The following is a 21,737-nucleotide window of genomic DNA, read 5'->3' as shown; positions in this document are numbered from 1 at the left end:
GCGGGGACGATGCGTAGTATATCCACTCGCGTTGAGGCGCTTGAGCGGAGCGCGGATCGCACCTACTGGGGTATCGTATAATGGTAGTACAGTGGTTTCTGGTACCATATGTGTGGGTTCGACTCCTGCTACCCCAGCCATATGGCCCGTTCGTCTAGCGGTTTAGGACATCGCCCTCTCAAGGCGGAGATCACGAGTTCGAATCTCGTACGGGCTACCAAATTTTCCTAGGTCAGTGGCTTAGAGCCCTGGCCTTTTTTGCTTCGGCCAGAAACTGCTGGCAACTTGCAAAGAACTTGCATAATGGATTCGGAGAGGTTGTTCTACACCTATTTCGCGAAATTGAAATTATTGCGATATCGCGAAATAGGTATAGAGGAATCGGAAACTGGCATGAAACTCATAGAGCGGAAACCGTATTTTCAAAAGCTCATCGACGTGATGGGCACTCCCGATATCAAGGTGATTACGGGAGTGAGGCGCGCCGGCAAATCGAAGCTCCTCGAGGCGTTCAAAGCATATATAAAGAGCAGCGACCACAAGGCAAACATCATGCAGGTGAACTTCAACCTTGCCGAATACGAGATGCTGATGGAATACCATGCGCTGAACGGGTACGTGGAAGAACACTATGTCGCTGGCGTCGAAAATACCTCCTCATAGACGAGGCTCAGTTGTCGAAGGTTTCGAGAAGGCAGTCAACTGGCTGCATGCCTCCGAGAAGTACGATATCTACATCACGGGCTCGAATGCCTTCCTCATGAGCAGCGACCTCGCCACGCTGTTTACCGGGCGCACGTTCGAGATCTATCCGTTCTCCTTCTCCGAATACCGCGAATACTTCGGCAATTCCAGCAGCGTGGACGCCGCTTTCGAATCGTATACGAGAACGGGCGGCATGTCGGGCTCGCACGTGTATAAAAACGAAGGGGATCGCTACCGATACGTCGCCGATGTTTTCGACACGCTTATCGTACGCGACATCAGGCAGAAACACGGTATACGCAATCCGGAAATGCTCAATCGGCTCGCGGATTTCATGATGGACAACATTTCCAACATCAGCTCCGCGCGCAGTATCGCTGATGCCCTGAAGAAACGGTGGCGAAAAGGCCAACGACAAGACTGTCGGCGCATACATGGACTACCTATGCGAAGCCTTCGCGTTTTACCGCGTACGCCGCTACGACATCCGCGGAAAGAGGTACCTGATGAGTGGTGACAAGTACTACCTCGCCGACCATGCTTTCCGCTATGCGAAACTGGGCACGCGAAACATGGACTGGGGCCACGTCTACGAGAACATGGTCGCGATTGGCTCATGCGACGCGACTGGGAGATCTATGCGGGCGTGGCGCTAGGCAATGCGGCGAGCGGCTTCGCTATATGGCGTGCGATCAACAAGGGGTGTAATGTTTAGCTGAGATTAACTGGAAAAAGTGGTGAAAGACAGCTTTCGTACTGACATTGTCAAGAAAAGAAACTGGTAAGGCCTCGATAGCGCCCTTCATATTTTACTCGTTACCTTGAAGCGGGTATGGGTGCAGGACGATATAGATGATGGACGTTGGCATAAGGCATACGATCCGCCTTCTGGTCTTTACCTACCGAAAGATTACGTGCACAGCCCAGATTTTTGTTAGCGGTAACGATTTCACGACTGACTGGATGCTGACTTTGGCATGGCTCACACTGACTAGGTTGGCTTTGGTCAGGAATTAGTCGGTTTTCATTTAGCTTTGAGTTAGTGAAGAATGGGCTCGAGCTCATCTAAATAGCGTAGTGTGGGTCGATATCCACGACGGGCTTATCCTCTAAGTTCTTCGGAACAATCGAGTCCTTCAAGAAGAATTACCTCAAGCACGTGAGAACAGCTCTTGGAATATAGCCTCATCCTTTGAGCGGAATGAGGCGCTTGCCACTCACGATGACCTTTCCCAACGTAGTGCGCTTCTTTGGTTTGTCCGAGCGCCAAATTTCAGGGTTTCTAGGCTTTTCGGAAGCTGGAGGGCATAAAACGGGCTCCGGAGCGCCAACTTCGAGGGTTTCTCATTCGAGAGAGGTATGGGATGAAAAGGCGATCCATTTGTTCACCCATTTGACCTGGTCGGATGCAAAACTACGCACGTAAGGAGGAGAATCGCAGGTTCGAAAAAAGCGAGAAAGGCGGGATGTTGGCCCTCAGGGCGACCGGAACCGATCCGCAGACTCCAGACCGCGCTGAAACGAGAGCTGTTTGCCGTGGTCCGTCGAAAGCGTTTGGCGCGAACCGTGTCACGATTGGCACGGTTTTCCCCTTGACGCACGCACCCCTCGCGGGGATATGTTCTTCAGAGATAGTGCGCATTGCGCATACCGGCTTGGGGAAAGGGGAATCCCGTGGAGAACAGGAAACTTGCGCTCGTAATCATCGCGGTGGCATGCGCGTTGTGCTTCGCCCTCGTGGGCTGCGGCGGCAGCCCGTCAGCTTCGAGCGAGCCGTCTTCGAGTTCCGCAACCCCATACGCTGCCAACTTCGTGGGCGAATGGGAGGTCTACGAGCTCGACGCCAGATCGCACGAAGACGTCGTCCTCGCTCAGAAGGAGGTCGGCTATTACATGAACCTGACAATTAACGCGGACGGCACCGGAACGCTCAACTACGGGAAAACCGGAGAGTCGAAGAGCGTTGATGAGGTCTGGGAAGCGTCGAGCGAAACCGAAATGTACCTTAAGGCAGCTGACGATATATGCAAAGGCACCCTGACTGACGGAAAGCTCCATCTGACCCGCGTGGATGCGACCTTCGTCAAGAAGGGAACCGCATAGCCGGCGGGAGCGTTCGCAAAACTGCAGGAGATGCAGAGGAGGGCGAGGGCCATGGGGCTTTTTGGGAAAGACAAGCTGTGCCTTGCATGCGGGGCGAAAACGGGCGGTTTACGCGGCGGGTCGTTGATCGATGGCGGGTGGCTCTGCAAGGATTGCCAGGAGCGTATTTCGCCCTATGTCGAAATGGTCCCGCTCGACAGTCCCTCGGGTGGTAAGTCCTTCACGCCCTTCACCGTAGATGAGTACCGCGCCCACTTGGCGTGGCGTGAGGATTGCAAACAGCTCGATGCGGTATTCAACCCGGTGGAGGTCTACACCGACATCACGAATGGCGAGACGATCTTCGAGGTCGACCGTGCGAGGGGGCTGTTCCGCGTGGTGTGCGGTAACGATGGGCATGCCGACGTGATGCGTCTGGCCGACGTCCAGGATGTGCACGCCGTCGTCGTCGAGTACATCGAAGAAGAGTGCGGGGATGCCGGGGCAGTCGATTCGCGCACGCACTTCTACTTTTTCCACATCGGAATCGCCGTGAACTTGCCGCTCATGCGGCACGCCGAGTTCCCGGCCGTCGCCGGGTACGTGCACGGGGGCATGGACCGGCGCGCTCTTCCCGGCGGCTACGGTCCGGTAGGGAAGACAACCATGTCCGAGCAGTCCCACCAGCAGTACGATAACTGGTATGCGGAATGCTACCGCCTGTCCCAGATGATCACCGGTACGGCTTCGCAGCCCATACTCCGCGTAACGGGCAACTGTCCCAGAATTGACTGGGGGTACCGCCCCACTATGTTGTCCGCATTTAAGAAGGCCGCCGACTCGGTCGGGGAAAGCCGGTCAAGGTGAAGACTCGCGAAGCCATTGCAACCAATCGGACCCTGACCCTGCGGGAGCTTTCCGATCTCATGCAGCAGCGCTGGGACAAGGCCCGTTACAATGACTTCGTGGTGGGAAGGCCCGCCGCCGGTGCGTTCGAGGACTACGTCATGCTCCCTGCGACCGGGCGCAGCGTGATATGCGTCTTCCCGCGTTCGGGCAAGGTGGTCTTGGCGGTCATGGCCAACTCCGCCGGGCAGCAGGCACAGCTCCGGAGTTTGGCGCGCGACACCGGCGATATGGGGCTTTCGGGCGAGTTACGCGGGGTGGCGCCCCAGGCGCTGGCACTCTACGCCGCGTACCTGGAGTCCCTGCTCGCAGACGCGAGCCTGCTCGCCGGCCCGCCCAGGTGGCAGCGCCCAGTCCCCGTCCAGCCGAACGCGGACGGGACGGTCGAGAACATTTTGAGCCTGGTGAAGATCGCTCCGCCCGAGTCGAACGGCATCTCGATCTTGGCGCTCGTACTCGGCTTGGCTTCGCTCTTCCTGTTCTTCACGGGTATTCCGGCGGTCGTGTTGGGCGTCACCGCAATACTCGTGGCGAATTCCGTGCTGCTCAAGCGCGGCTACCAGCACAAAGCCTACACGGGCCGCTTCTGCGGAATCGTCGGCTTGTGCATGTCGTCCGTCGTAACGTTCATCCTCACCGTAGGGACCGTCGTCACCGTTCTTTTCGTGTAGACGCGCGCTGCTGGTGCTCGTTCTGGCAGCTGCCGATGCCGTCCGTCCTCTCCTCGGTGCAAGAAAAAGCATACGCTGATTCTTGCACCGAGGAGAGAACACGCCCTCGATCATCATGGATAGCTTTCTGCTCCCCGATCAAGGGATTATTCCCTCTGGCGGGATCGCGTCCTTCCGGTACCCTGCGCCTGTATGGCCAGAACAGGCAAACCGTTCTCGGAAAGGAAATACCATGAGGCTCGAAAACAAGATCGCCATCGTGACCGGAGCTGGAAGCGGCATGGGCAAAGCAACCGCGGAGCTCTTCGCAAGGGAGGGTGCCAAAGTCGTGGTCGCCGATATCGCCGAGGATCGTGTGAACGACGTCGTCGCCGGGATAAAGGATGCTGGCGGGGAGGCTGTCGGCTGCATCGCGAACGTGGCAAGCAGGGAATCGGTCGAGGCGATGTTCCGGTTTGCAATCAGCACGTGGGGGCGCTTCGATATCATCGTGAACAACGCCGGCATCATGGATGGCATGGAGGGCATCGAAGACATCGCCGAGGAGCGTTGGGACAAGGTGTTCGCCGTGAACGTGAAGAGCCTGCTGTACTCCTGCCAGTACGCGGTGCGCTACTTCAAGGAGAACGGCATCAAGGGGGTTATCGTGAACAACCTGTCCGACGGCGGCCTGCGCGGCGCTATTGCCGGCGTCGCCTACACGGCGAGCAAGCACGCGGGCGTGGGCATTACGCGCAATACCGCCTTCATGTACGCCCCCGACGGTATTCGCTGCAACGCCATCGCCCCCGGTGCGGTGAAGACCAATATCGCCCAGTCGATGACCGGGGTAAGCGAGGCAGGTTACAATCGCGTCAAACTGAACATGGCGAACCTTCCCGGGCAGGGCGAGCCAGAGCAGTTGGCGCAGGCCATGCTGTTCCTCGCCAGCGATGAATCAAGCTTCGTCAACGGCGTGATCATGCCGGTTGATGGCGGGTGGGACGCAGCATAGCCTGTCTGCCGGTCAGATCGCATCAACGTGGAACCGTGTCTCGGGATTCTCCCCCGAGGCACGGTTTTTTTCGCGGCTCGGGCGATTTCCTCTGCCAGCGCCATCGTCTTGGGAGGAAGGCCCTTCCGAGCGCAGGCCATCGCTGCTCGGTTCGGGGCATCGAGCTCCTCGACGCGGCAGTGACCTTCACGTCATCGTCGGGCATCGTGAAGGCGGGCGCCGCGCAGCCACCCCGTATCCCTGCATGATGCTCCCGTCTTCGGCCACGGCGATGCGGTCGTTGTCCGTGGAGCCGTACCCTAAGGGACGGTCCACGGTTCCTTGTGCACGCGGACGACGTCGCGCCGGTCGAGCTGGTGCAGCCGTTGACGCACGGTTCCTCGTGCGCGCGGACGCCACGGCACAGGATATCGCGCGGAGCTTCTTCGTCCACGAATCGGCGCGGGATTTCGCTGCGGCGATTGCGGGGAGCTGATATCGTGTATCAGCAAGAAGGAGCTCCGAATAACCGCTAACAGAGAGACGCTCCGAGAAAACCGTCGCACCCCTGCCTCGCGTTCGGGGATTTCGCCAATCGGTCTTTTCAAATCGATATAACAGTGTTATATAGTTAGCTTACCCTAACAAATGAAAGGACGGATATGGCTCGTTCGAAATCTGAAACGCCCAGAGATCCCTCCCCCGTGGCATTGCTCTTGGGGTGGTCGGAGCGGAAGGGCAGCTATGCCGTGAGCGTCGTTCTGGCGATCATCGGGGTCGCCGGGAGCATCGTTCCCTATTTCGCCGCCGGCAACATGGTCGCGGGGATCCTCGACGGGGGGAGGGAGTGGAGCTTCTTCCTGTATTGGGGGATCGTTGCCGCCGTCGGCTACCTCGTCTACCTCGTGTTCCACTTCGCCTCCACGGCGATCTCGCACATCGCCACGTTCGCCACGATCTCGCATATCCGCCGCCTCCTGGCCGAGAAGCTCGTCCACGTCCCCATGGGCCGCGTGCTCGAGACCCCTTCGGGGACGCTGAAATCGCTCATGGTGGAGAAGGTCGACAGCATCGAGACCATGCTCGCCCATGCCGTGCCCGAGCTCACCTCCAACCTGCTGGTGCCCCTGGCAGTCATCGTGTACCTGTTCACCCTCGACTGGAGGCTCGCCCTCGCCGCGCTCGTGCCCATCGCGCTCGGCATGCTGTGCATGGCGGGGATGACACGGGACTACGAGGAATGGTACGGCCGCACCGTCGAGGCGGGCAAGGCCATGAACGACGCCTCGGTGGAGTACGTCGCGGGCATCGAGGTCATCAAGGCATTCGGCCAATCGGCCAGCTCGTACGAGAAGTTCTCCCGTGCCGTGCATACGTCGGCGCATTCGTTCATCGATTGGATGGCGCATTGCCAGATATGGTCCGACGGAACGCTGTCCGTGGCGCCGGCGACGCTCGTGACCGTGCTGCCGCTGGGCTGCCTGTTCGTCTCCCAGGGCACGCTCGAGCCTGCCGCCTTCGCCATGTGCGCCGTGCTTTCGGTGGGCATCTTCCCTCCGCTGTACTCGGCTATGAGCTTCACCGACTCCTTGGCGCAGATCGGCACCACGGTGGGCGAGATCTCGCGGGTGCTCGACATTGCCGACCAGCACCGCGCATCCGCGCCGGCCGACCTCGACGGCCATGGCATCGAGCTTTCGGATGTCCGCTTCTCGTACGGCGATGCGGAGGTCATCCACGGCGTCGACCTTTCCATCGAAGAGGGGGGCGTGACGGCGCTCGTGGGGCCGTCGGGCTCGGGCAAGTCGACGCTCGCCCGCCTCATCGCCGGATTCTGGGACCCGGACGGCGGCAGCGTGCGCATCGGGGGCCGTTCGCTCGAAGAGCTCACCGCCGATCAGCTGGCGGAGCAGGTCGCCTATGTGGACCAGAACAGCTATCTGTTCGACGACACCATCATGAACAACATCCGCATGGGGCGCCCCGATGCGGACGATGACGAGGTGGTCGCCTGCGCGAAGGCGTCGGGGTGCCACGATTTCATCACGGGTCTGCCCGCCGGTTACCAAACCGTTGTAGGCAGCTCGGGCGGTCATCTTTCGGGAGGCGAGCGCCAGCGCGTCGCCATCGCGCGCGCCATGCTCAAAGACGCTCCCATCGTCCTGCTCGACGAGGCGACGGCCTACGCCGACCCCGAGAGCGAGGCCGAGGTCGAATCGGCCGTCGCGCGACTCGTGGCCGGCAAGACCCTCGTGGTGATAGCCCACCGCCTTTCCACCGTGCGCGACGCAGATGCCATCGTCGTGGTATCCCAGGGCCGTATCGAGGCGCAGGGGACCCATGACGAGCTCATGGCGGACTGCCCGCTCTATGCCGACATGTACCGCGCCCACATCGGTGCGCGGGACGCAGCCTGAAGGAGGGTGCGGCCATGATTTCCGTTCTCAGAGAGTATTTCGCATTCGGACGCGCCTATCAGCCGAAGCTCATCCGCGGCCTCGTCTTCACCTTCCTGCACGCGCTGTTCGAGGCGCTGCAGATCACGGCCCTCTGGGTCGTGTTCACCGACCTCGCACACGGCACGGTGTCCGGATCCACCGCGCTCGTCGCGCTCGCCATCATGCTGGCGAGCATCGCGGGTTCGTTCATCACCGCCCACCTCTCGAGCATGAACTTCTGCTTCGCCAACTATGGCAATGCGGGGAGGAAGCGCGCTGAGGTGGGGGACAGGCTGCGCCATCTCCCCATGGGGTATTTCAACGAGAAGAGCCTGGGTGAGGTGACGGGCGTCATGACCAACACGCTCGACGATGTGCAGAACCTCGGCGGCATGGTCTATCAGGCCGTGCTCGGCGGGCTGGCGTTCTCGCTCATGATCTGTGCCATGATGTTCGTGCTCGATTGGCGGCTCGGCCTGCTCACGCTGGTAACCATCGCGCTGTTCGCCGGAAGCATGGAACTCCTGCAGCGCTTCGTCCGCGCCACTTCCGACAAGCGCGTCGCGGCGCAGGCGCGCATCGTGGGCGCCGTGCTCGAATACGTGCGCGGAATCGGCGTCGTGCGGGCGTTTTCCCTGCTCGATAGCGCGCAAGACCGCCTTTCCGGCGCTATAGCCGATTGCGAGCGCCAAAATGTCGCATTCGAGCTTGCCGCGATGCGCTTCGCTGTCATGCAGGCCTTCGTATCGAAGGCGTCGAGCGTCGCCATGTGCCTGCTCTCGTGCTGGCTGCTCGTCTCCGGCTCCATGGACGCAGGCATCAGCCTGACCATGATAGTCGCATCGTTCATGGTGTTCAGCCGACTCGAGATGTCGGGCGCATTCTCCACCATATTGCGCCAGATCGAAGTTGCCATGGGCCGCGTCGACGCCATGCTCGCCGTCAAGGGCATGGACGAGGGCGCCGGCTTGGAAGAGGCGCCCGGATTGGATATCAACGTCGAGAACGTGTCCTTCGGCTACGGTTCGGGCAGGGTGCTCGAGGACGTGAGCCTTACCGTACCCGCCGGAACCTCCTGCGCCATCGTGGGACCGTCCGGCTCTGGCAAGACGACGCTCGTTCGCCTGATCGAGCGCTTCTGGGATGTCGACGAGGGGAGGATCGCGCTTGGCGGGCGCGACGTGCGCGACTACCGGGTGGATGCTCTGCTCGCCAATTTCTCGACGGTGTTCCAAGGCGTATTCCTGTTCGATGACACCATCGAGAACAACATCAAGTTCGGCACGCCTGCCGCCACCCACGAGCAGGTCGTTGCCGCCGCGCGCAGGGCGTGCTGCGACGAGTTCATCTCCGCGCTCCCGAACGGTTACGCCACGCGCCTCGGCGAGAACGGGGCGACGCTTTCGGGAGGCGAGCGGCAGCGGTTGTCCATCGCGCGCGCCATACTGAAGGACGCGCCCATCGTCGTGCTCGACGAGGCCACCGCCAACGTCGACCCGGAAAACGAGCTGGATCTGCAGCGGGCGATCGCCGAGCTGACGCAGAGTAAGACCGTCATCATGATCGCCCATCGGCTGAAGACCGTGCGAGACGCCGACCAGATACTCGTGATGGATGCCGGACGCATCGTGCAGCGCGGGACCCACGGCGAGCTCATGGAGCAGGGCGGCCTCTACGCCGATTTCGTGAACATGCGCGAACGCGCCGCCGGATGGAAGATAGCCGTCGCGTAGCGATCCGGAGCCGACCGCTTGCCTATAATGGGGCGAAACGGTGCAGGCGGACGAGAGGGCATGGCGGTGAAGACGATGAATGGCGCCGCGTCGCGGGAGAGGATCCTGGACGCGGCGCGAGGGGAATTCGCGGAGAAGGGGTTCGAGAAGGCATCCCTGCGCGTCATCGCGCAGAAGGCGGATTTGACCACAGGGGCCATCTACGGATACTTCTCCACGAAGCAGGATCTTTTCAACGCGATCGTGGCGCCGGCGGCGAACGAGCTGCTCTCGCTTTTCGAAAGCGCCCAGAGAAAGTTCTACGAGCAGCCTTTCGAACGGCAGGGGATGGAGGACATGCTGGGCTTCACGCTGGAGGTGAACAAGAGGATCGTCTCGGTGCTCTACGACAACCGCGATGCGTTCCTGCTTGTGCTCGAGAAAGCGGGCGGCACGCCGTGGGCCGACTACGTGGAGCGGTTCGTGGAGATCGAGGCGGAAAGCACCACCCGCTACGTCGATGTCCGCAACGAGGGGGGCGACGATAAGATCTCCGCGATATCCGATACGCTCGCTCGCACGCTCGCGCGCTCGTATTTCGCCTGCCTCTTCGAGGTCTTCCGATTGGAGCCTGCCGAAGCGGATGCCTTTGCGAATATGCAGGCGCTCGTGCGCTTCTACCACCGCGGTTATGAGGCCCTGTTCGAGGACGCATGAGGAAGTGCCGGGTTGAGGAAATCCGTTGCGAAAAAGCTCGAAAAAACCGATTTCGCGAAAATCGTGCACCAGAAAGTCGTTTCTCAAGCGTTCTCGCATCCCATTGCTGCACGTCGTATCCTCCGAGCCACGTCTGGGATGTCGCCTGTCATGTTGTTCGCCTTGCAGAAGTCCGCGATCTTGACGCTAGGACTCCGCCTGTAGGACTTGATGAGCAGCTCCTTCCCGGGCAGGTCCAGGATGTTGTTGGATATCGTTGCCGTCTCCGTACACGAGGATAGCGCAGGGTGCAGACGCGCCCTGCGGCTATCGGTCCTTGAAGATGGAATTCCTGGGTTCCGTGTCTACGAAGACCGGCAACCAGATTGGCTTGATGCTCCTTTCATCTTCCTATTGCCTAATCCGGGCGGCTGCTTCCACGCTATTCGAATGCCGGAAAGGCCCCTATTTGAGAGCGTCGATCGGATTGAGAGCAGCGGCGCGGTATGCCGGAACAAGTCCGAACACCAGGCCGATCCCGATGCTTGTCGCCGCCGCCACTGCGACGATGGCGGGGGATGGGGCGAAAGCAACCCCGGTTTGCGTGGCCGCGAAGCCGAAGCCGAGCCCGCAGAGGATTCCGATAGAGCCTCCCAGCACGCTGATGATGAGCGACTCGGTAAGGAACTGCCCCATAATATCGATTCGCCGCGCCCCGAGCGCTTTCTTGATGCCGATTTCTCTCACGCGTTCGGCGACGGAAACGAGCATCACGTTCATCACTCCGATGCCCGCCACTAACAGGGAGATGCTGGCGATGCCCCCGAGAAGCGCCGACATCGTCTTATTGACCGACGAGGTCGCGTTGATGAGCTCATCTTGGGTGTTGACGGTCCAGTGGTTCGGGCTGAGCTGCCGTTCATTGGAGAAATATGAGGCCAAATCGGCTTTCGCCGCATCGACCTGCTCGTTTGCTGCTCGCGCATAGGCTTCGTTGAAGCTCATGTCGGCGCCGAGCTCGGGCGCGACGGTGAGGGGGATGGCCACGAGCTTCCCCGTGTCGGTCCCCATCGACTCTCCCTGAGATCGAATGATGCCGACGATGGTGAAGATATGTCCGTTGAGCTTGAGGGTCTTTCCAACTGCCTGCTCGTCGCCGCCGAGATCTTTCGCGATCTTTTGGCCGACGATGCAGACCTTGCTCTTGTTGGTTCGATCGATTGCCGATAGATTGCGCCCTCTTTCAAGCGAAAGATTGCGTGCGTCGAGGTACTGTTCGTCAGCTGCGGTGACGCTTGCCTGTCCCAGCTTCGTATGGTTGCAGGTAACATCTGCGGAGATGAATTTAGAGGGCGAGACGGCCAGAACGTTTTCGCTTTCGCGGATGCGCTCGATATCTTTGTAATCGAGGCTGCGGTTGTTGTAGGTGTAGGCCGATATGACATCTCCGCCCAGCGATTGGATGCGTTTGGCAACCTGCTCGTTCGAGCCGTCTCCGATTCCGACGAGCACGATGACGGATGCGATGCCGATTATGAGGCCGAGCATGGTAAGCGCGGTGCGGAACTTGTTGCGCAAGACGTTGAGCGAAGACTCCCGCAGAGTTTGGATGAGGTTCATAGGGCGGGCACCTCCTCATGCATATGGCCATCCGATATGGTCATCTTCCGAGCCGCGCGCATCGCGAGTTCGGGATTGTGGGTGATGAATACGATGGTCTGTCCCGATTCATTCGCCTGCTCGAGAATCCTCATGATCTCTTCGCTCGTATGCGAGTCGAGCGCCCCGGTCGGCTCGTCGGCGAGAAGAACCTCGGGGTTGCCGGCGAGCGCCCGTGCAATCGCCACACGCTGCTGCTGTCCCCCCGAGAGCTGCGAGGGGAGATGGCGTTCGCGATCGCCGAGTCCGACGCGGGCAAGTTGCTCGCGCGCCCTCTCGTCAGCTTCCTTCGACTTGACGCCGCGATAAAGCAGGGGGAGCCGAACGTTTTCCACCGCGTTTATGGTGGGAAGCAAATTGAAATCTTGGAACACGAACCCGATCGTCCGGTTTCGAATCCTTGCGAGTTCGGTGTCCGTCAGCGCCGTGGTATCGCGGCCGTCGAGATGGTAGACGCCTTCGTCGGGGACGTCGAGCAATCCGATTATGTTCATGAGGGTAGATTTGCCCGAGCCGGAGGCTCCGACGACTGATACGAACTCGCCTCGCTCCACCGTGAAGTCGATGCCGTCGAGGGCTTTTACGCGCTCATCGCCCATGAGATAGGTCTTATGTATATTGCGCATGTGGATCAACGGCCAAGTTGGATCGACGAGCGCGGTATTAAGGTCGTTCACGTCGCCTCCTAGCTCATCGCGGATCGGGTCCCGGTGGGTTGATTCGAATGGGCGGTTTCGGTTGCCGATCCTATCTCGTTGAGCGCGACCTGGTCTCCTTCAGCGACCTCTCCGGTGATTTCGACGAATTTCCCATCGGAAAGGCCGGGGGTGACGCTCTTTTCCACCACGGAGCCATCCGCCTTGACGACGGATACGGTGGCGCTCTGCCCGTTTACCTTGACCGCACTCACCGGCACGGCCAGGACGTTTGCAGCCTCTTTGGTCTTGATGCTCAGATTGGCGGCCATGCCGACGAGGATGGAGCCGTCTTCATTCGGGATGGATACCGTGACCGTGTACTTCGATCCGGAAGGGCTGTAGGTTCCAACCTGATTGATCGATTCCACGGTCCCCCGGACCACGCGCTCCTTGTCGCCGCTGATGGCGACGTCTACGGACTGCCCTTTCTCGATCTTGTCGACATCGTTCTGACCGACCGAAATATCGACGTTCATCGTGTCGATGCGCGTAACCTGCAGACTGTGCTCGCTTGTCACGTGCTTACCCTCTTTCGGAAGGCTCTTCTCGGTGACCACGAGGTCGTAGGGCGCGACGAGCGGCTTGCCGTACGTATAACTGACAAGCGTCTCTCCCTGAGCGATTCGAGTGTTCATGGGCTGATCGAAGCTCTTGAAGTTGCGCTTCGAATCCAATTCAAGCCTCGAGGACGATGAGCCCTTTATCTCGCCAGGTCCGGTGACCAGCGCCTCGATGGTGCGCCTTTCGACCGATGCGGTGCGCGGCGCCGCTTCCCCATTGTCCGGCTGTTGCATGCCCAGGCCGAGAGAAGACGATCCCCCGACGAGCGCCCAGATGAGAATTCCCAGCACTCCGGCTAGAATGACGATTGCGATCCTTGTTCCAGTGGTTTTGCTCATGTTCGTTTCCTTGTCGAAGCAGGCGGCTACGATGCTTTTCCTGCGGAGGCGGAGCTGGGCGCTTCCCCGTCCCTGATGATCTCGAAGCCTTCGGGCGGATTGTCGGGGTCGACCTCGAAGCTCTGGCCCTGATCTTGAGCGGCATTGGGTGCGACTGCCTGCTGGATGCCTGCATGCTGCACCGCAAGCAGGGCCCCGACCACCGCAATTGCCGCGATCAGAGCGATGATGACGATTCTGGAAAGGGTGTTTTTCTTTGCCATTGGATCTCCTTTCGATTTCGATGTTGGCGCTGCGATTGTAGGGAACGTCACCTTAAAGGTTCCTTAAATCCGGATTTTGGTTATCCTATGGCCATCTTGAACGGGTATTATTCTTTGAAATCGGAGATTTCCGCTTATGCGTCCCACGCTTGCCCCGCCCCGTTTTCCCGATCGCTGCCGGGCTCGTGATCTAACAACCATTCGGATGACGGAGGCTGGTTCTTTTGGTTATCCTTCTTATCGATGATAACGTGAGGCTGTCGGAGGCGATGCGCCAGGTGCTTGAACCGACATACGCGGTTCAACAGGCTTTCGATGGGGAAGAGGGTTACTTTTTTGCAAAAGAAGGCATCTACGATCTGATCGTGCTCGATCTGATGCTCCCCAACATGGGCGGGTACGAGGTTCTCGAGCGCCTTCGTGCCGAGGGAGTGGATACTCCGGTCCTCATCCTCACCGCCCTGCGCGGGATCGACGATAGGATTCGGGGATTCCGAAGCGGTGCCGATGACTACCTGACGAAGCCGTTCGCCAAAGACGAGCTGCTTTTGCGTATCGAGGCCATATTGCGCCGGACCATGAGCTCGTTCGTCCGGCGCGAATTCACCTTCAAGGAACTGACCCTTTACCCGGATTCGCGCACCGCATCTATCGGTGGCGAAGAGCTCGAGCTGAGGGGGCGCCAGTATGATGTGCTCGAGTTTTTAGTGAGCCGCCAAGGTCAGCTGATATCCAAGACCCAGATATTCGATAAAGTTTGGGGCTTCATGTCCGATACCTTCCCGAACGTGGTGGAGGTATATGTAAGCGCTGTGCGCAAGCAGCTCAAACCCTTCGGATACGACCGTTATCTGCAAACCATCCGGGGCGCGGGCTATCTATTCGGGGGAGATGATGCCTAGTGCCGACGCGCGTGGAGCAGAGACTGATCAATCGCGAGTTGATACGCGGGACGCTCGCGCTTTTCGTGGTCCTCGCGGCCCTGCTTTTGATACTGGGGTTCTTCATCTATCGGCAGGTGAGCGATAACCTCTTCGACGGCATAGATGCTCAGCTTCAGGGGATCCAAACGTCGCTCGAAAACGGGATCAGGCAGAGCGGTTCCTCATCGGGAGGCGAACCGGTGCCAGGGGGCGCTGTCGATGGCGCTTCTGCCGCCGACCCGGTTCGTTCCGGGAATTCGTCGTACGAGGTGGGCGAAGGGGGGGATTCCTTCGAATCGCCCGCCGATGGGGGGTCGACGGGGGGAGCCGAGCGCGAGGGGGCCACGGCGGATGCCACGCAGGATGGCATCGCCCTCCCCGCGGACTTCGGGCTTGAGTTCCCCTCGGGGCTGCTCGAGATCATGCAGCGCAACGTCGGGGCGAAACCCCAGTTCATCTTTGTGATTCGGGATGCGCAAGGCTCGCCCGAAAGCGCCATCAGCCTCTATGAGATCGAACCCGATTACCTTGAGGACATTCCTTTCGACCCCTCGTCGTTCGGCGCCCCGCAGACGGTCTCATGCGATGGGCACCTGCTCCGTATGACGACTTCGGCCGTGGGCGATGGGCCTTCGGCGCTCGGATACGTCCAAGTGGTCGCCAATGTCGATTCGGAGATGAGCATCCTTACCACGTTCACGAGATCGATGGCGGTGGGTTTCTCGATTGCCCTCGCGCTTGCCGCGGCGGTGAGCTACCTCCTTTCACGTCGAATGGTCGAGCCTATCGCGCGATCATGGCGCAAGCAATCGGACTTCGTGCAGAACGCCTCCCATGAATTGCGTACCCCGCTTGCCGTGATCAAGACGACTCAAGAGGTGCTTTTAGAGCATCCGAACGACCGAATCGTCGACCATTTCGAGGGCATAGCCGCAACGATCGACGAATCCGACCGGCTCGCACGTTTGGCGGGCGATCTGTTGACGCTGACAGAACTCGATTCTGGCGGAGGCGAGCTTCAGAGGGAAGAGGTCGATATCGACGATCTCGTGATGTCGATGGTTGCCGTCTACCGAGATTACGCCGAGCTCCAGGGGAAGGACCTTGCCGCGCGCGCACAGAGCGGGGCGACGGCCTCGGCAGACCGAGCCAAGCTTTGCCAGCTTCTTGCCATTGTGCTCGACAATGCCATCAAATACACATCGGAGGGGGATTCGATCCGGGTGGACGCCTCGCTCGAGGGCAGGCGCGTGCGCATTTCCGTGATCGATACCGGTATCGGGGTCGCCCCCGAGGACGCCGAAAGGGCGTTCGACCGGTTCTATAGGGCCGACAAGGCCCGAGAATCGCGTGGGGGCAGGGGGCTCGGTCTGTCCATCGCGAAGATGATAGTGGAGGCGCATGGGGGAGATATCGCCCTCATGCCCAACCCGCAAGGACGGGGATCGGTCGTTGAGATACGAATCCCCCGGTTCCGCCCCGAACGATAGCCGTGCGACTCGCTGCGCTTTGCGCAAAGCCGGCGAGCCCGTGAGCGATCCGAAGCCGAGCTCCGGTTCGGTCGCATTCCGCTATCCGTCCCGCTGGGATCTCTACGGGGAATCCCCCATCTCATAGGAATATCGATAAAGCGGTGGACTTATCTGGTTTAAGTATTATCCTTACGCAAGGATATATAGATTATCACCATTCGCAGGGGATCGTGCGAAGTTCGTCCTCGATCGAGCTTCGTAGCCATTCTCGGGCGTCCGGTGGGGATCGGTATCATCGGGGGCGATCCGGCAATCAGCGTGCCGGGTCCCATGATGACTGCTTGCCCTGGTGTGCGATCGAAGATGAATTTGCCGAGGAGCATTGTTTTGGAACTGAGGAGAATCCCAGAGGGTGCCGCGACATCTGGAATACGAACGGGCGAGTTCGACGAGCCGGAGTAAACATGGCAAAGGGAAAATCGACCTTCGCGTACATAACCATCGCTTCGATTATCATGCTCGTGCTGTTCTTCGCGTCGTTCATGGTGGGGCAGTATCCTATTGAGCCGTCTACGGTGGTGGATATCATCGTGTCCAAGTCCTTTGGGCTTCCATGCTCGGAAGGCGAGATGGTCCAGACGATCGTGTGGAAGGTGCGGCTCCCCCGTATTTGCGCCGCGCTGGTGATCGGTGCGGAGCTCTCCGTGGCAGGCTGCGTGTACCAAGCGCTCTTCAAGAACCCCATGGTCTCTCCCGATATCCTCGGCGCCTCCTCCGGCGCTGGCTTTGGCGCGGCTCTGGCCATACTCTTGTCTCTCCCCTATGCGATTATCCAGGTCAATGCGTTTATCTTCGGCATCGCGGCGGTCGCCCTGGCGTATTTCATTTGCAAGTGCGTGAGCCAGGGGAAAGATGCCCTTCTCATGTTGGTGCTCGGCGGCATGATCGTATCGACCCTCTTCTCATCGTTCATCACCCTGACGAAATACGTCGCCGATCCTGACAGCAAGCTCCCCGAAATCACATATTGGCTCATGGGAAGCCTTTCGACCATCAATCTACAGGACATCGTCTTCCTGTTGCCGCCAACCATCCTGGGGATGGCGCCGTTGTTCGCTCTGCGCTGGCAACTCAACACCATGGCATTCGGCGATGAGGAGGCGCAGGCGATGGGTCTCAACGTGAACCGGCTGCGCGCGACGTTCATCTTCTGCGCTACGTTGCTGACCGCAGCGGCGGTGTCGATAGCGGGCATGATCGGGTGGATAGGGCTCATCATCCCCCATATGGCCCGATTCCTCGTGGGGCCGAATTGCAAGGAGCTGCTTCCCATGTCGTTTCTCACTGGTGGCAGCTTCCTGCTCTTGGTAGACAACGTGGCGCGCAACATGTTCACCGTCGAGATACCGCTGGGGATCCTCACTTCCATCATAGGAGCGCCGTTCTTCTTCTACCTTCTGCTCAAGAGGAAGAAGGGCCAGCCATGATTCTCGAGGTACGCGATGTTTGCGCTGGCTACCGCGGCATCGATGTCGTGCACGATGTCAGCTTCCAAATCGAGAGCGGCGAGGTGTTATGCCTGCTCGGACCCAACGGGGTGGGGAAGACGACGCTTTTCAAATCGCTTCTGGGCTTCATCCCCTTCTCGTCCGGGGGTCTGTATATCGACGGACATCCCCTCGACCATAGAGACCGTAAGGAGATGGCGTCTTTCATTGGCTATGTGCCGCAGGTGCATGAGCCGCCCTTCCCCTTCGTGGTCATCGACGTGGTGGTGATGGGATCCATTTCGCGTTCCGATCCCTTCGCAGGACCGTCGCGCAAGGCGTTCGAGGAGGCCGATGCGCTTCTCGAGCTTCTCGATATCTCGTATCTGCGCGATCGCATATACACCGAGATCAGCGGCGGGGAACGCCAGATGGTGCTCATCGCCCGCGCGCTTATGCAGAATCCGGCGTTTCTCATGATGGATGAACCGACATCAAGCCTGGATTTCGGGAACCAGATGCGGGTGCTTGCGCAGATTCGCGCCTTGTCCCAAAGGGGCATGGGGATAATCATGACTTCCCATTTTCCCGACCACGCGTTCCTGTGTTGCGACAAGGCAGCCGTCATGAGCCGCACGAAGCCCTTCCGCATAGACGCCGTCGAGAAGATCGTAACCGAGGAAACGCTTCGGGATGCCTACGGCATCCCCGTGAAGATAGCCGCCATCGATGTGCCCGAGCATCCCGACGGCTCCGTGACCACATGCGTACCGCTACTTAAAACAAAGGACGGCCCTTGTCCACGTGACGGGGGAGCAGGGGGGCTGAGCCGCAAGATCATGCCTTGAAAAAGGCTTCGATCCGCGTGGCAAGGGGTCGCAAGCTTGCAAACAGCGATCGCGGTGCGCTTTGAAGCGTAGCGGTAGGAAATGATCCGAAGGATCGAAAAAGGAGGAAAGCAATGAACGGCAAAGCTAACATGATCGACAGAAGGCGCTTCTTCGAGCTCTTGATCGTCATGGGGGTTGCGGCAACGGGTTCAACCTTGCTGAACGGCTGCACGCAGCCGGCAGGAAGCACGTCAAACGGGCCTGGCGCTTCAAGCTCATCGGAAGAGGCATCGAACATCGTGATCGATGCGAAGGGAAATCAGTTCACCATCCCGGAAAGTGTCGATCGCATCGCCATTACCTGCAACGGCGGTGCGACCCATGAGGTTGCCATCTTCGGCGGCGCTGACAAGATCGTTGCGCAGCCTTCCATGAAGAGGTTCCCTCAACTGCTCAAGATGTATCCGGTGTTCAACGACGTGATAGACGCCGGCTCCTTCGACGATTTGAACATCGAAGCTCTCGTCGCCCGGAAACCCGATGTCGCCTTGGTGGGCGTCAGCTCCGAAAAGGGCAACGCGCAGATTGCGGATGTCGGCATCCCCACTTACGTCATGCTCATCGGATGGGCGGCCATCGATACACTCAAACAGGAGTTCCTGAACGTTGGCAAGATCCTCGGCAACGAGGCGAAGGCCCAGGAGCTGGTCGAACGCTGGAACGAAACCTTTGCCGAGCTCGATAAACGTGCGGCGGGAATACCCACGTCAGCGCGCAAGAAGGTCTACTATCTCTCCGCGGCCGATATCACGAAGGCGAACAAGAAGTCTAGCTGGGGGCGTACTTGGGTCAACGCCATCGGTGCCGATTTTGCCGTGCCGGAATCAGAGATCGAAGGCGATGTCACGATTGAGAAGGTCTTCGAATGGGATCCGGATGTCATCGTCGTCCAAGGCGGGAACGATATAGAGGCTCTCTATGCCAACGACCAGATCAAAGATCTGAAGGCAATTCGGAACCGTCAGGTTTACTCGTGCCCCATTGCGGGATTCTGGTGGGATCGTCCCAGCCCCGAAGCCATCTTGGGCTTCATGTGGCTCGCGCAGACGGTGTATCCGGAGCAGATGGGGGATATCGACCTCAAAGAAGAGGCCAAGGGCTTCTATAGGCAGTTCTATGGCTACGAGCTCTCCGACGAGGAATACCTCTCGTTTTTCTAGGAGGCGCTGCCGTCCCCGTTGCGGGAGGTTGCTTGTGCTCCCCTCGGCCCGTCCCCTGATTCCGCGATTCGACGCAGGCGCTTCTTTCGCCGTGCGGTGAATCAGCTCGTATTCTCGAGTGCTATCATTCGGTTAGATATGTCTAACTGAATGAGGTGGCATATGGATGGCGAAAAGGTTTTTGAGGGCGTGCCCGACACGACCTACATCCCGCTCGTGGCGCGCATATACGTGTCGAAGCGGTTCCCCGAGTACTTCTGCGACAAGCAGGCGCTCGCTCTGGAGGCGCATATCCCGGGCGGTGCCATTGCGGCGAATTCCGGCGAGTACGAGTGCATGGCATCGGTGGCGCGCTCGCACGTGATCGACGAGATGGTGCGCGCGTTCATCTCCCGGAACCCGAAGGGCAACGTCGTGTTCCTGGGCGGCGGGCTGGAGACCACCTGGTGCCGGGTTGGAAACGACACGGCGCATTGCTACCAGGTGGACCTTCCCGACATCGTCGCGATCCGCAGGCGAGTGCTCTCCCAGGCTGCAAACGAGGAGCTCGTCGAGGGCGACATGTTCGCGATGGGGTGGGCATGGCACGTTGACGCGTCGCTGCCGACGCTGCTCGTAGTGTCGGGCGTTTGGCAGTACTTCCATGAGGATCGGATACTCCAGATGATCGCCGACCTGAAGGCTGCCTTTCCTCTGGGCGAGCTCGTCTTCGACGCCACCGACACCAAGGGCCTCGAGTTCACGAACAGATACGTGGAGAAAACGGGCAACGAAGCTGCGCGCATGTACTTCGGGCTGGATGACCCGCGGGACTTTGCCGCGAGGGCGGGCATAGGGCTCTTGGAGGTCAGCGGTTTCTACGACGATGCTCGGAAGTTGGGATGGAGGCTCGGCCTGCGCACCCGCGTCTTCATGTACTTCGCCGACAAGTGGGGCCGCGCGAAGGTGGTGCACGCGCGGCTGGATGGGCAGACCTGCGACTTCCTGTTCACGAAGTAGGTGGAAGATGAAGTATACGATGAAGCTCAGGGGCATAGGCTGGTTCTTCGGCAGGCTGGTGAGGGGCGCCATCCCGAAACCCGTACGCAATGAAGTGAGCAGGGAATACGCGGCCATCCTGCGGCGAGCCAAGCCTATGAGCCAGGCCAACCTGCTGGCATCGTATGCGATGGGCGCCTATTTCATAGCCATGAGTCGCAATACCGGGCTCTCGCCCGAGGAGAACTACCTGGCCATCGAGCGCGGGTTTATGGGCAGCGGGATCGTCCGCAGGGTCCTCGGCGCCGCATCGGGATCCTATCTGGACGCTTCCAAGATGGAAGAGCGCAAGCTGCACGCGGCGGAGTCGCACGAGCTGAGAGGCGAGAACAACTGGGTCTACGACATCGTGGAGCCTGATGGCACCTTCGCCTACGGCCTGGATTACACAGCCTGCGGCATCTGCCTCCTATGCCAAGACGAAGGGGTTCCCGAGCTCACGCCATATCTTTGCCGCTTGGATTTCCCCATGGCCGAGATGATGGGCGTGCGGCTCACCCGCACCAAGACGATCGGCGGTGGGGATGACGTCTGCGACTTCCGCTACAGCTTGCAGTCCGATATGGAGGGCCCAAGGGGGTAGGGGCTGGGGCTGGAAATCATCCCGATACGAATCTCGCGGGTTTTGGAGCGGGTGGCCCTATCCCGACGGCACCGTCTCATCCTTCCAGAACAATGGTGCGCACATGCAAGCACCCCGCACCCCTGGACGCTTGAGCCATCCGGCAGGTTCTGAGACGGTGAGCGAACCTCCCCAATCCTTACCTGCGCAAACTCTGAGAAAAGCGTCTAAAACCCCGATGAGCGTGAGATATCCCATGATATCTGCATATTCGTCGTTGACATCTCTTGATCGATGTCTTATTGTACTAAGTACATAGTACAATAAGACAGATGGGAGGAGGATAGGCGTGCCATGGGAGTTTGCAGACGGGTCACCCATCTGGCGGCAGATTGCCGTGCGCATCAAGTCTGACGTTGCGGGTGGTAGGCTCGCCCCGGGAGAGAAGGTCGCATCGGTGCGCGACCTAGCCGTTCAAGCGGGGGTAAACCCCAACACGATGC

General features: G+C 59.7%; 22 protein-coding genes and 2 tRNA genes. 19 read left to right on the top strand and 5 right to left on the bottom strand.

What is annotated here, in order from left to right:
• Positions 1 to 66 precede the first annotated feature (66 nt).
• The 9 genes from NOV21_RS10970 (at position 67) to NOV21_RS10930 (ending at position 5,358) form a co-directional block, all read left to right on the top strand.
• A tRNA-Gln gene (locus tag NOV21_RS10970) sits at positions 67 to 140 on the top strand.
• 3 nt (positions 141 to 143) lie between these two features.
• Positions 144 to 220, top strand: a tRNA-Glu gene (locus tag NOV21_RS10965).
• Positions 221 to 393: 173 nt separating this feature from the next.
• Positions 394 to 663, top strand: coding sequence for an AAA family ATPase (locus NOV21_RS10960; protein WP_283171088.1), 270 nt, complete (start codon positions 394 to 396; stop codon positions 661 to 663).
• Positions 632 to 1,222 carry an AAA family ATPase gene (locus tag NOV21_RS10955; protein ID WP_283171087.1) on the top strand — a complete coding sequence of 197 codons (591 nt, stop codon included), beginning with the start codon at positions 632 to 634 and terminating at the stop codon, positions 1,220 to 1,222. The genes NOV21_RS10960 and NOV21_RS10955 overlap by 32 nt, the downstream gene beginning before the upstream one ends.
• Positions 1,140 to 1,361, top strand: coding sequence for a hypothetical protein (locus tag NOV21_RS10950; protein ID WP_428978398.1), 222 nt, complete (start codon positions 1,140 to 1,142; stop codon positions 1,359 to 1,361). Before NOV21_RS10955 ends, NOV21_RS10950 begins: the two co-directional genes overlap by 83 nt.
• A gap of 1,018 nt (positions 1,362 to 2,379) precedes the next feature.
• Positions 2,380 to 2,808, top strand: a complete 429-nt coding sequence (locus NOV21_RS10945; RefSeq protein WP_283171085.1) for a hypothetical protein — start codon at positions 2,380 to 2,382, stop codon at positions 2,806 to 2,808.
• A gap of 51 nt (positions 2,809 to 2,859) precedes the next feature.
• On the top strand, positions 2,860 to 3,654 hold the full coding sequence (locus NOV21_RS10940; RefSeq protein WP_283171084.1) for a DUF4428 domain-containing protein: 795 nt from the start codon (positions 2,860 to 2,862) through the stop codon (positions 3,652 to 3,654).
• Complete coding sequence (locus tag NOV21_RS10935; RefSeq protein ID WP_283171083.1) at positions 3,651 to 4,364, top strand: hypothetical protein; 714 nt, start codon at positions 3,651 to 3,653, stop codon at positions 4,362 to 4,364. The genes NOV21_RS10940 and NOV21_RS10935 overlap by 4 nt, the downstream gene beginning before the upstream one ends.
• Positions 4,365 to 4,596: 232 nt before the next feature.
• On the top strand, positions 4,597 to 5,358 hold the full coding sequence (locus tag NOV21_RS10930; protein ID WP_283171082.1) for a glucose 1-dehydrogenase: 762 nt from the start codon (positions 4,597 to 4,599) through the stop codon (positions 5,356 to 5,358).
• A gap of 186 nt (positions 5,359 to 5,544) precedes the next feature.
• Here the strand turns inward: NOV21_RS10930 and NOV21_RS10925 are convergent, their stop codons facing one another.
• Positions 5,545 to 5,673: a hypothetical protein gene (locus tag NOV21_RS10925; protein ID WP_283171081.1), complete on the bottom strand. Its 129-nt coding sequence runs from the start codon at positions 5,671 to 5,673 to the stop codon at positions 5,545 to 5,547.
• 326 nt (positions 5,674 to 5,999) lie between these two features.
• Between NOV21_RS10925 and NOV21_RS10920 the strand changes: the two genes are divergently transcribed.
• The 3 genes from NOV21_RS10920 to NOV21_RS10910 are packed head-to-tail and all read left to right on the top strand — an operon-like array spanning position 6,000 to position 10,204.
• A complete protein-coding gene (locus NOV21_RS10920; RefSeq protein ID WP_283171080.1) occupies positions 6,000 to 7,754 on the top strand; it encodes an ABC transporter ATP-binding protein in 1,755 nt (584 codons plus the stop codon).
• Positions 7,755 to 7,768: 14 nt separating this feature from the next.
• On the top strand, positions 7,769 to 9,508 hold the full coding sequence (locus tag NOV21_RS10915; protein WP_283171079.1) for an ABC transporter ATP-binding protein: 1,740 nt from the start codon (positions 7,769 to 7,771) through the stop codon (positions 9,506 to 9,508).
• 60 nt (positions 9,509 to 9,568) lie between these two features.
• A complete protein-coding gene (locus tag NOV21_RS10910; protein ID WP_283171078.1) occupies positions 9,569 to 10,204 on the top strand; it encodes a TetR/AcrR family transcriptional regulator in 636 nt (211 codons plus the stop codon).
• Positions 10,205 to 10,648: 444 nt separating this feature from the next.
• On the opposite strand, the gene NOV21_RS10905 is transcribed toward NOV21_RS10910, so the two are convergent.
• The 4 genes from NOV21_RS10905 to NOV21_RS10890 are packed head-to-tail and all read right to left on the bottom strand — an operon-like array spanning position 10,649 to position 13,702.
• On the bottom strand, positions 10,649 to 11,803 hold the full coding sequence (locus NOV21_RS10905; RefSeq protein WP_283171077.1) for an ABC transporter permease: 1,155 nt from the start codon (positions 11,801 to 11,803) through the stop codon (positions 10,649 to 10,651).
• Positions 11,800 to 12,519 carry an ABC transporter ATP-binding protein gene (locus NOV21_RS10900; protein WP_283171076.1) on the bottom strand — a complete coding sequence of 240 codons (720 nt, stop codon included), beginning with the start codon at positions 12,517 to 12,519 and terminating at the stop codon, positions 11,800 to 11,802. Before NOV21_RS10900 ends, NOV21_RS10905 begins: the two co-directional genes overlap by 4 nt.
• Positions 12,520 to 12,527: 8 nt before the next feature.
• Positions 12,528 to 13,439 carry an efflux RND transporter periplasmic adaptor subunit gene (locus NOV21_RS10895; RefSeq protein WP_283171075.1) on the bottom strand — a complete coding sequence of 304 codons (912 nt, stop codon included), beginning with the start codon at positions 13,437 to 13,439 and terminating at the stop codon, positions 12,528 to 12,530.
• A gap of 26 nt (positions 13,440 to 13,465) precedes the next feature.
• On the bottom strand, positions 13,466 to 13,702 hold the full coding sequence (locus NOV21_RS10890) for a hypothetical protein (protein WP_283171074.1): 237 nt from the start codon (positions 13,700 to 13,702) through the stop codon (positions 13,466 to 13,468).
• Between the two features lie 224 nt (positions 13,703 to 13,926).
• Here NOV21_RS10890 and NOV21_RS10885 point away from each other — a divergent pair, with 224 nt between their 5' ends.
• The 7 genes from NOV21_RS10885 to NOV21_RS10855 all read left to right on the top strand — a co-directional run bounded on the left by NOV21_RS10885 (position 13,927) and on the right by NOV21_RS10855 (position 21,255).
• Entirely contained in the window at positions 13,927 to 14,604 is a 678-nt protein-coding gene (locus tag NOV21_RS10885; RefSeq protein WP_283171073.1) for a response regulator transcription factor, read from the top strand.
• On the top strand, positions 14,604 to 16,115 hold the full coding sequence (locus NOV21_RS10880) for a sensor histidine kinase (protein ID WP_283171072.1): 1,512 nt from the start codon (positions 14,604 to 14,606) through the stop codon (positions 16,113 to 16,115). Before NOV21_RS10885 ends, NOV21_RS10880 begins: the two co-directional genes overlap by 1 nt.
• Positions 16,116 to 16,561: 446 nt before the next feature.
• Positions 16,562 to 17,584 (top strand): FecCD family ABC transporter permease, encoded by a 1,023-nt coding sequence (locus tag NOV21_RS10875; protein WP_283171071.1) that lies wholly within the window; start codon positions 16,562 to 16,564, stop codon positions 17,582 to 17,584.
• On the top strand, positions 17,581 to 18,432 hold the full coding sequence (locus tag NOV21_RS10870) for an ABC transporter ATP-binding protein (RefSeq protein ID WP_283171070.1): 852 nt from the start codon (positions 17,581 to 17,583) through the stop codon (positions 18,430 to 18,432). The genes NOV21_RS10875 and NOV21_RS10870 overlap by 4 nt, the downstream gene beginning before the upstream one ends.
• 113 nt (positions 18,433 to 18,545) lie before the next feature.
• Positions 18,546 to 19,634, top strand: coding sequence for an ABC transporter substrate-binding protein (locus NOV21_RS10865; protein WP_283171069.1), 1,089 nt, complete (start codon positions 18,546 to 18,548; stop codon positions 19,632 to 19,634).
• A gap of 162 nt (positions 19,635 to 19,796) precedes the next feature.
• A complete protein-coding gene (locus NOV21_RS10860) occupies positions 19,797 to 20,633 on the top strand; it encodes a class I SAM-dependent methyltransferase (RefSeq protein ID WP_283171068.1) in 837 nt (278 codons plus the stop codon).
• Between the two features lie 7 nt (positions 20,634 to 20,640).
• Positions 20,641 to 21,255, top strand: a complete 615-nt coding sequence (locus tag NOV21_RS10855; RefSeq protein ID WP_283171067.1) for an L-2-amino-thiazoline-4-carboxylic acid hydrolase — start codon at positions 20,641 to 20,643, stop codon at positions 21,253 to 21,255.
• The last annotated feature ends 482 nt before the right edge of the window (positions 21,256 to 21,737 follow it).

It is taken from the genome of Curtanaerobium respiraculi, assembly GCF_024609215.1.
Taxonomy (GTDB): Bacteria; Actinomycetota; Coriobacteriia; order Coriobacteriales; family Eggerthellaceae; genus Curtanaerobium; species Curtanaerobium respiraculi.
The sequence above is the reverse complement of the archived record's forward strand: the minus strand, read 5'-3'. Positions and strand labels throughout refer to the sequence as shown.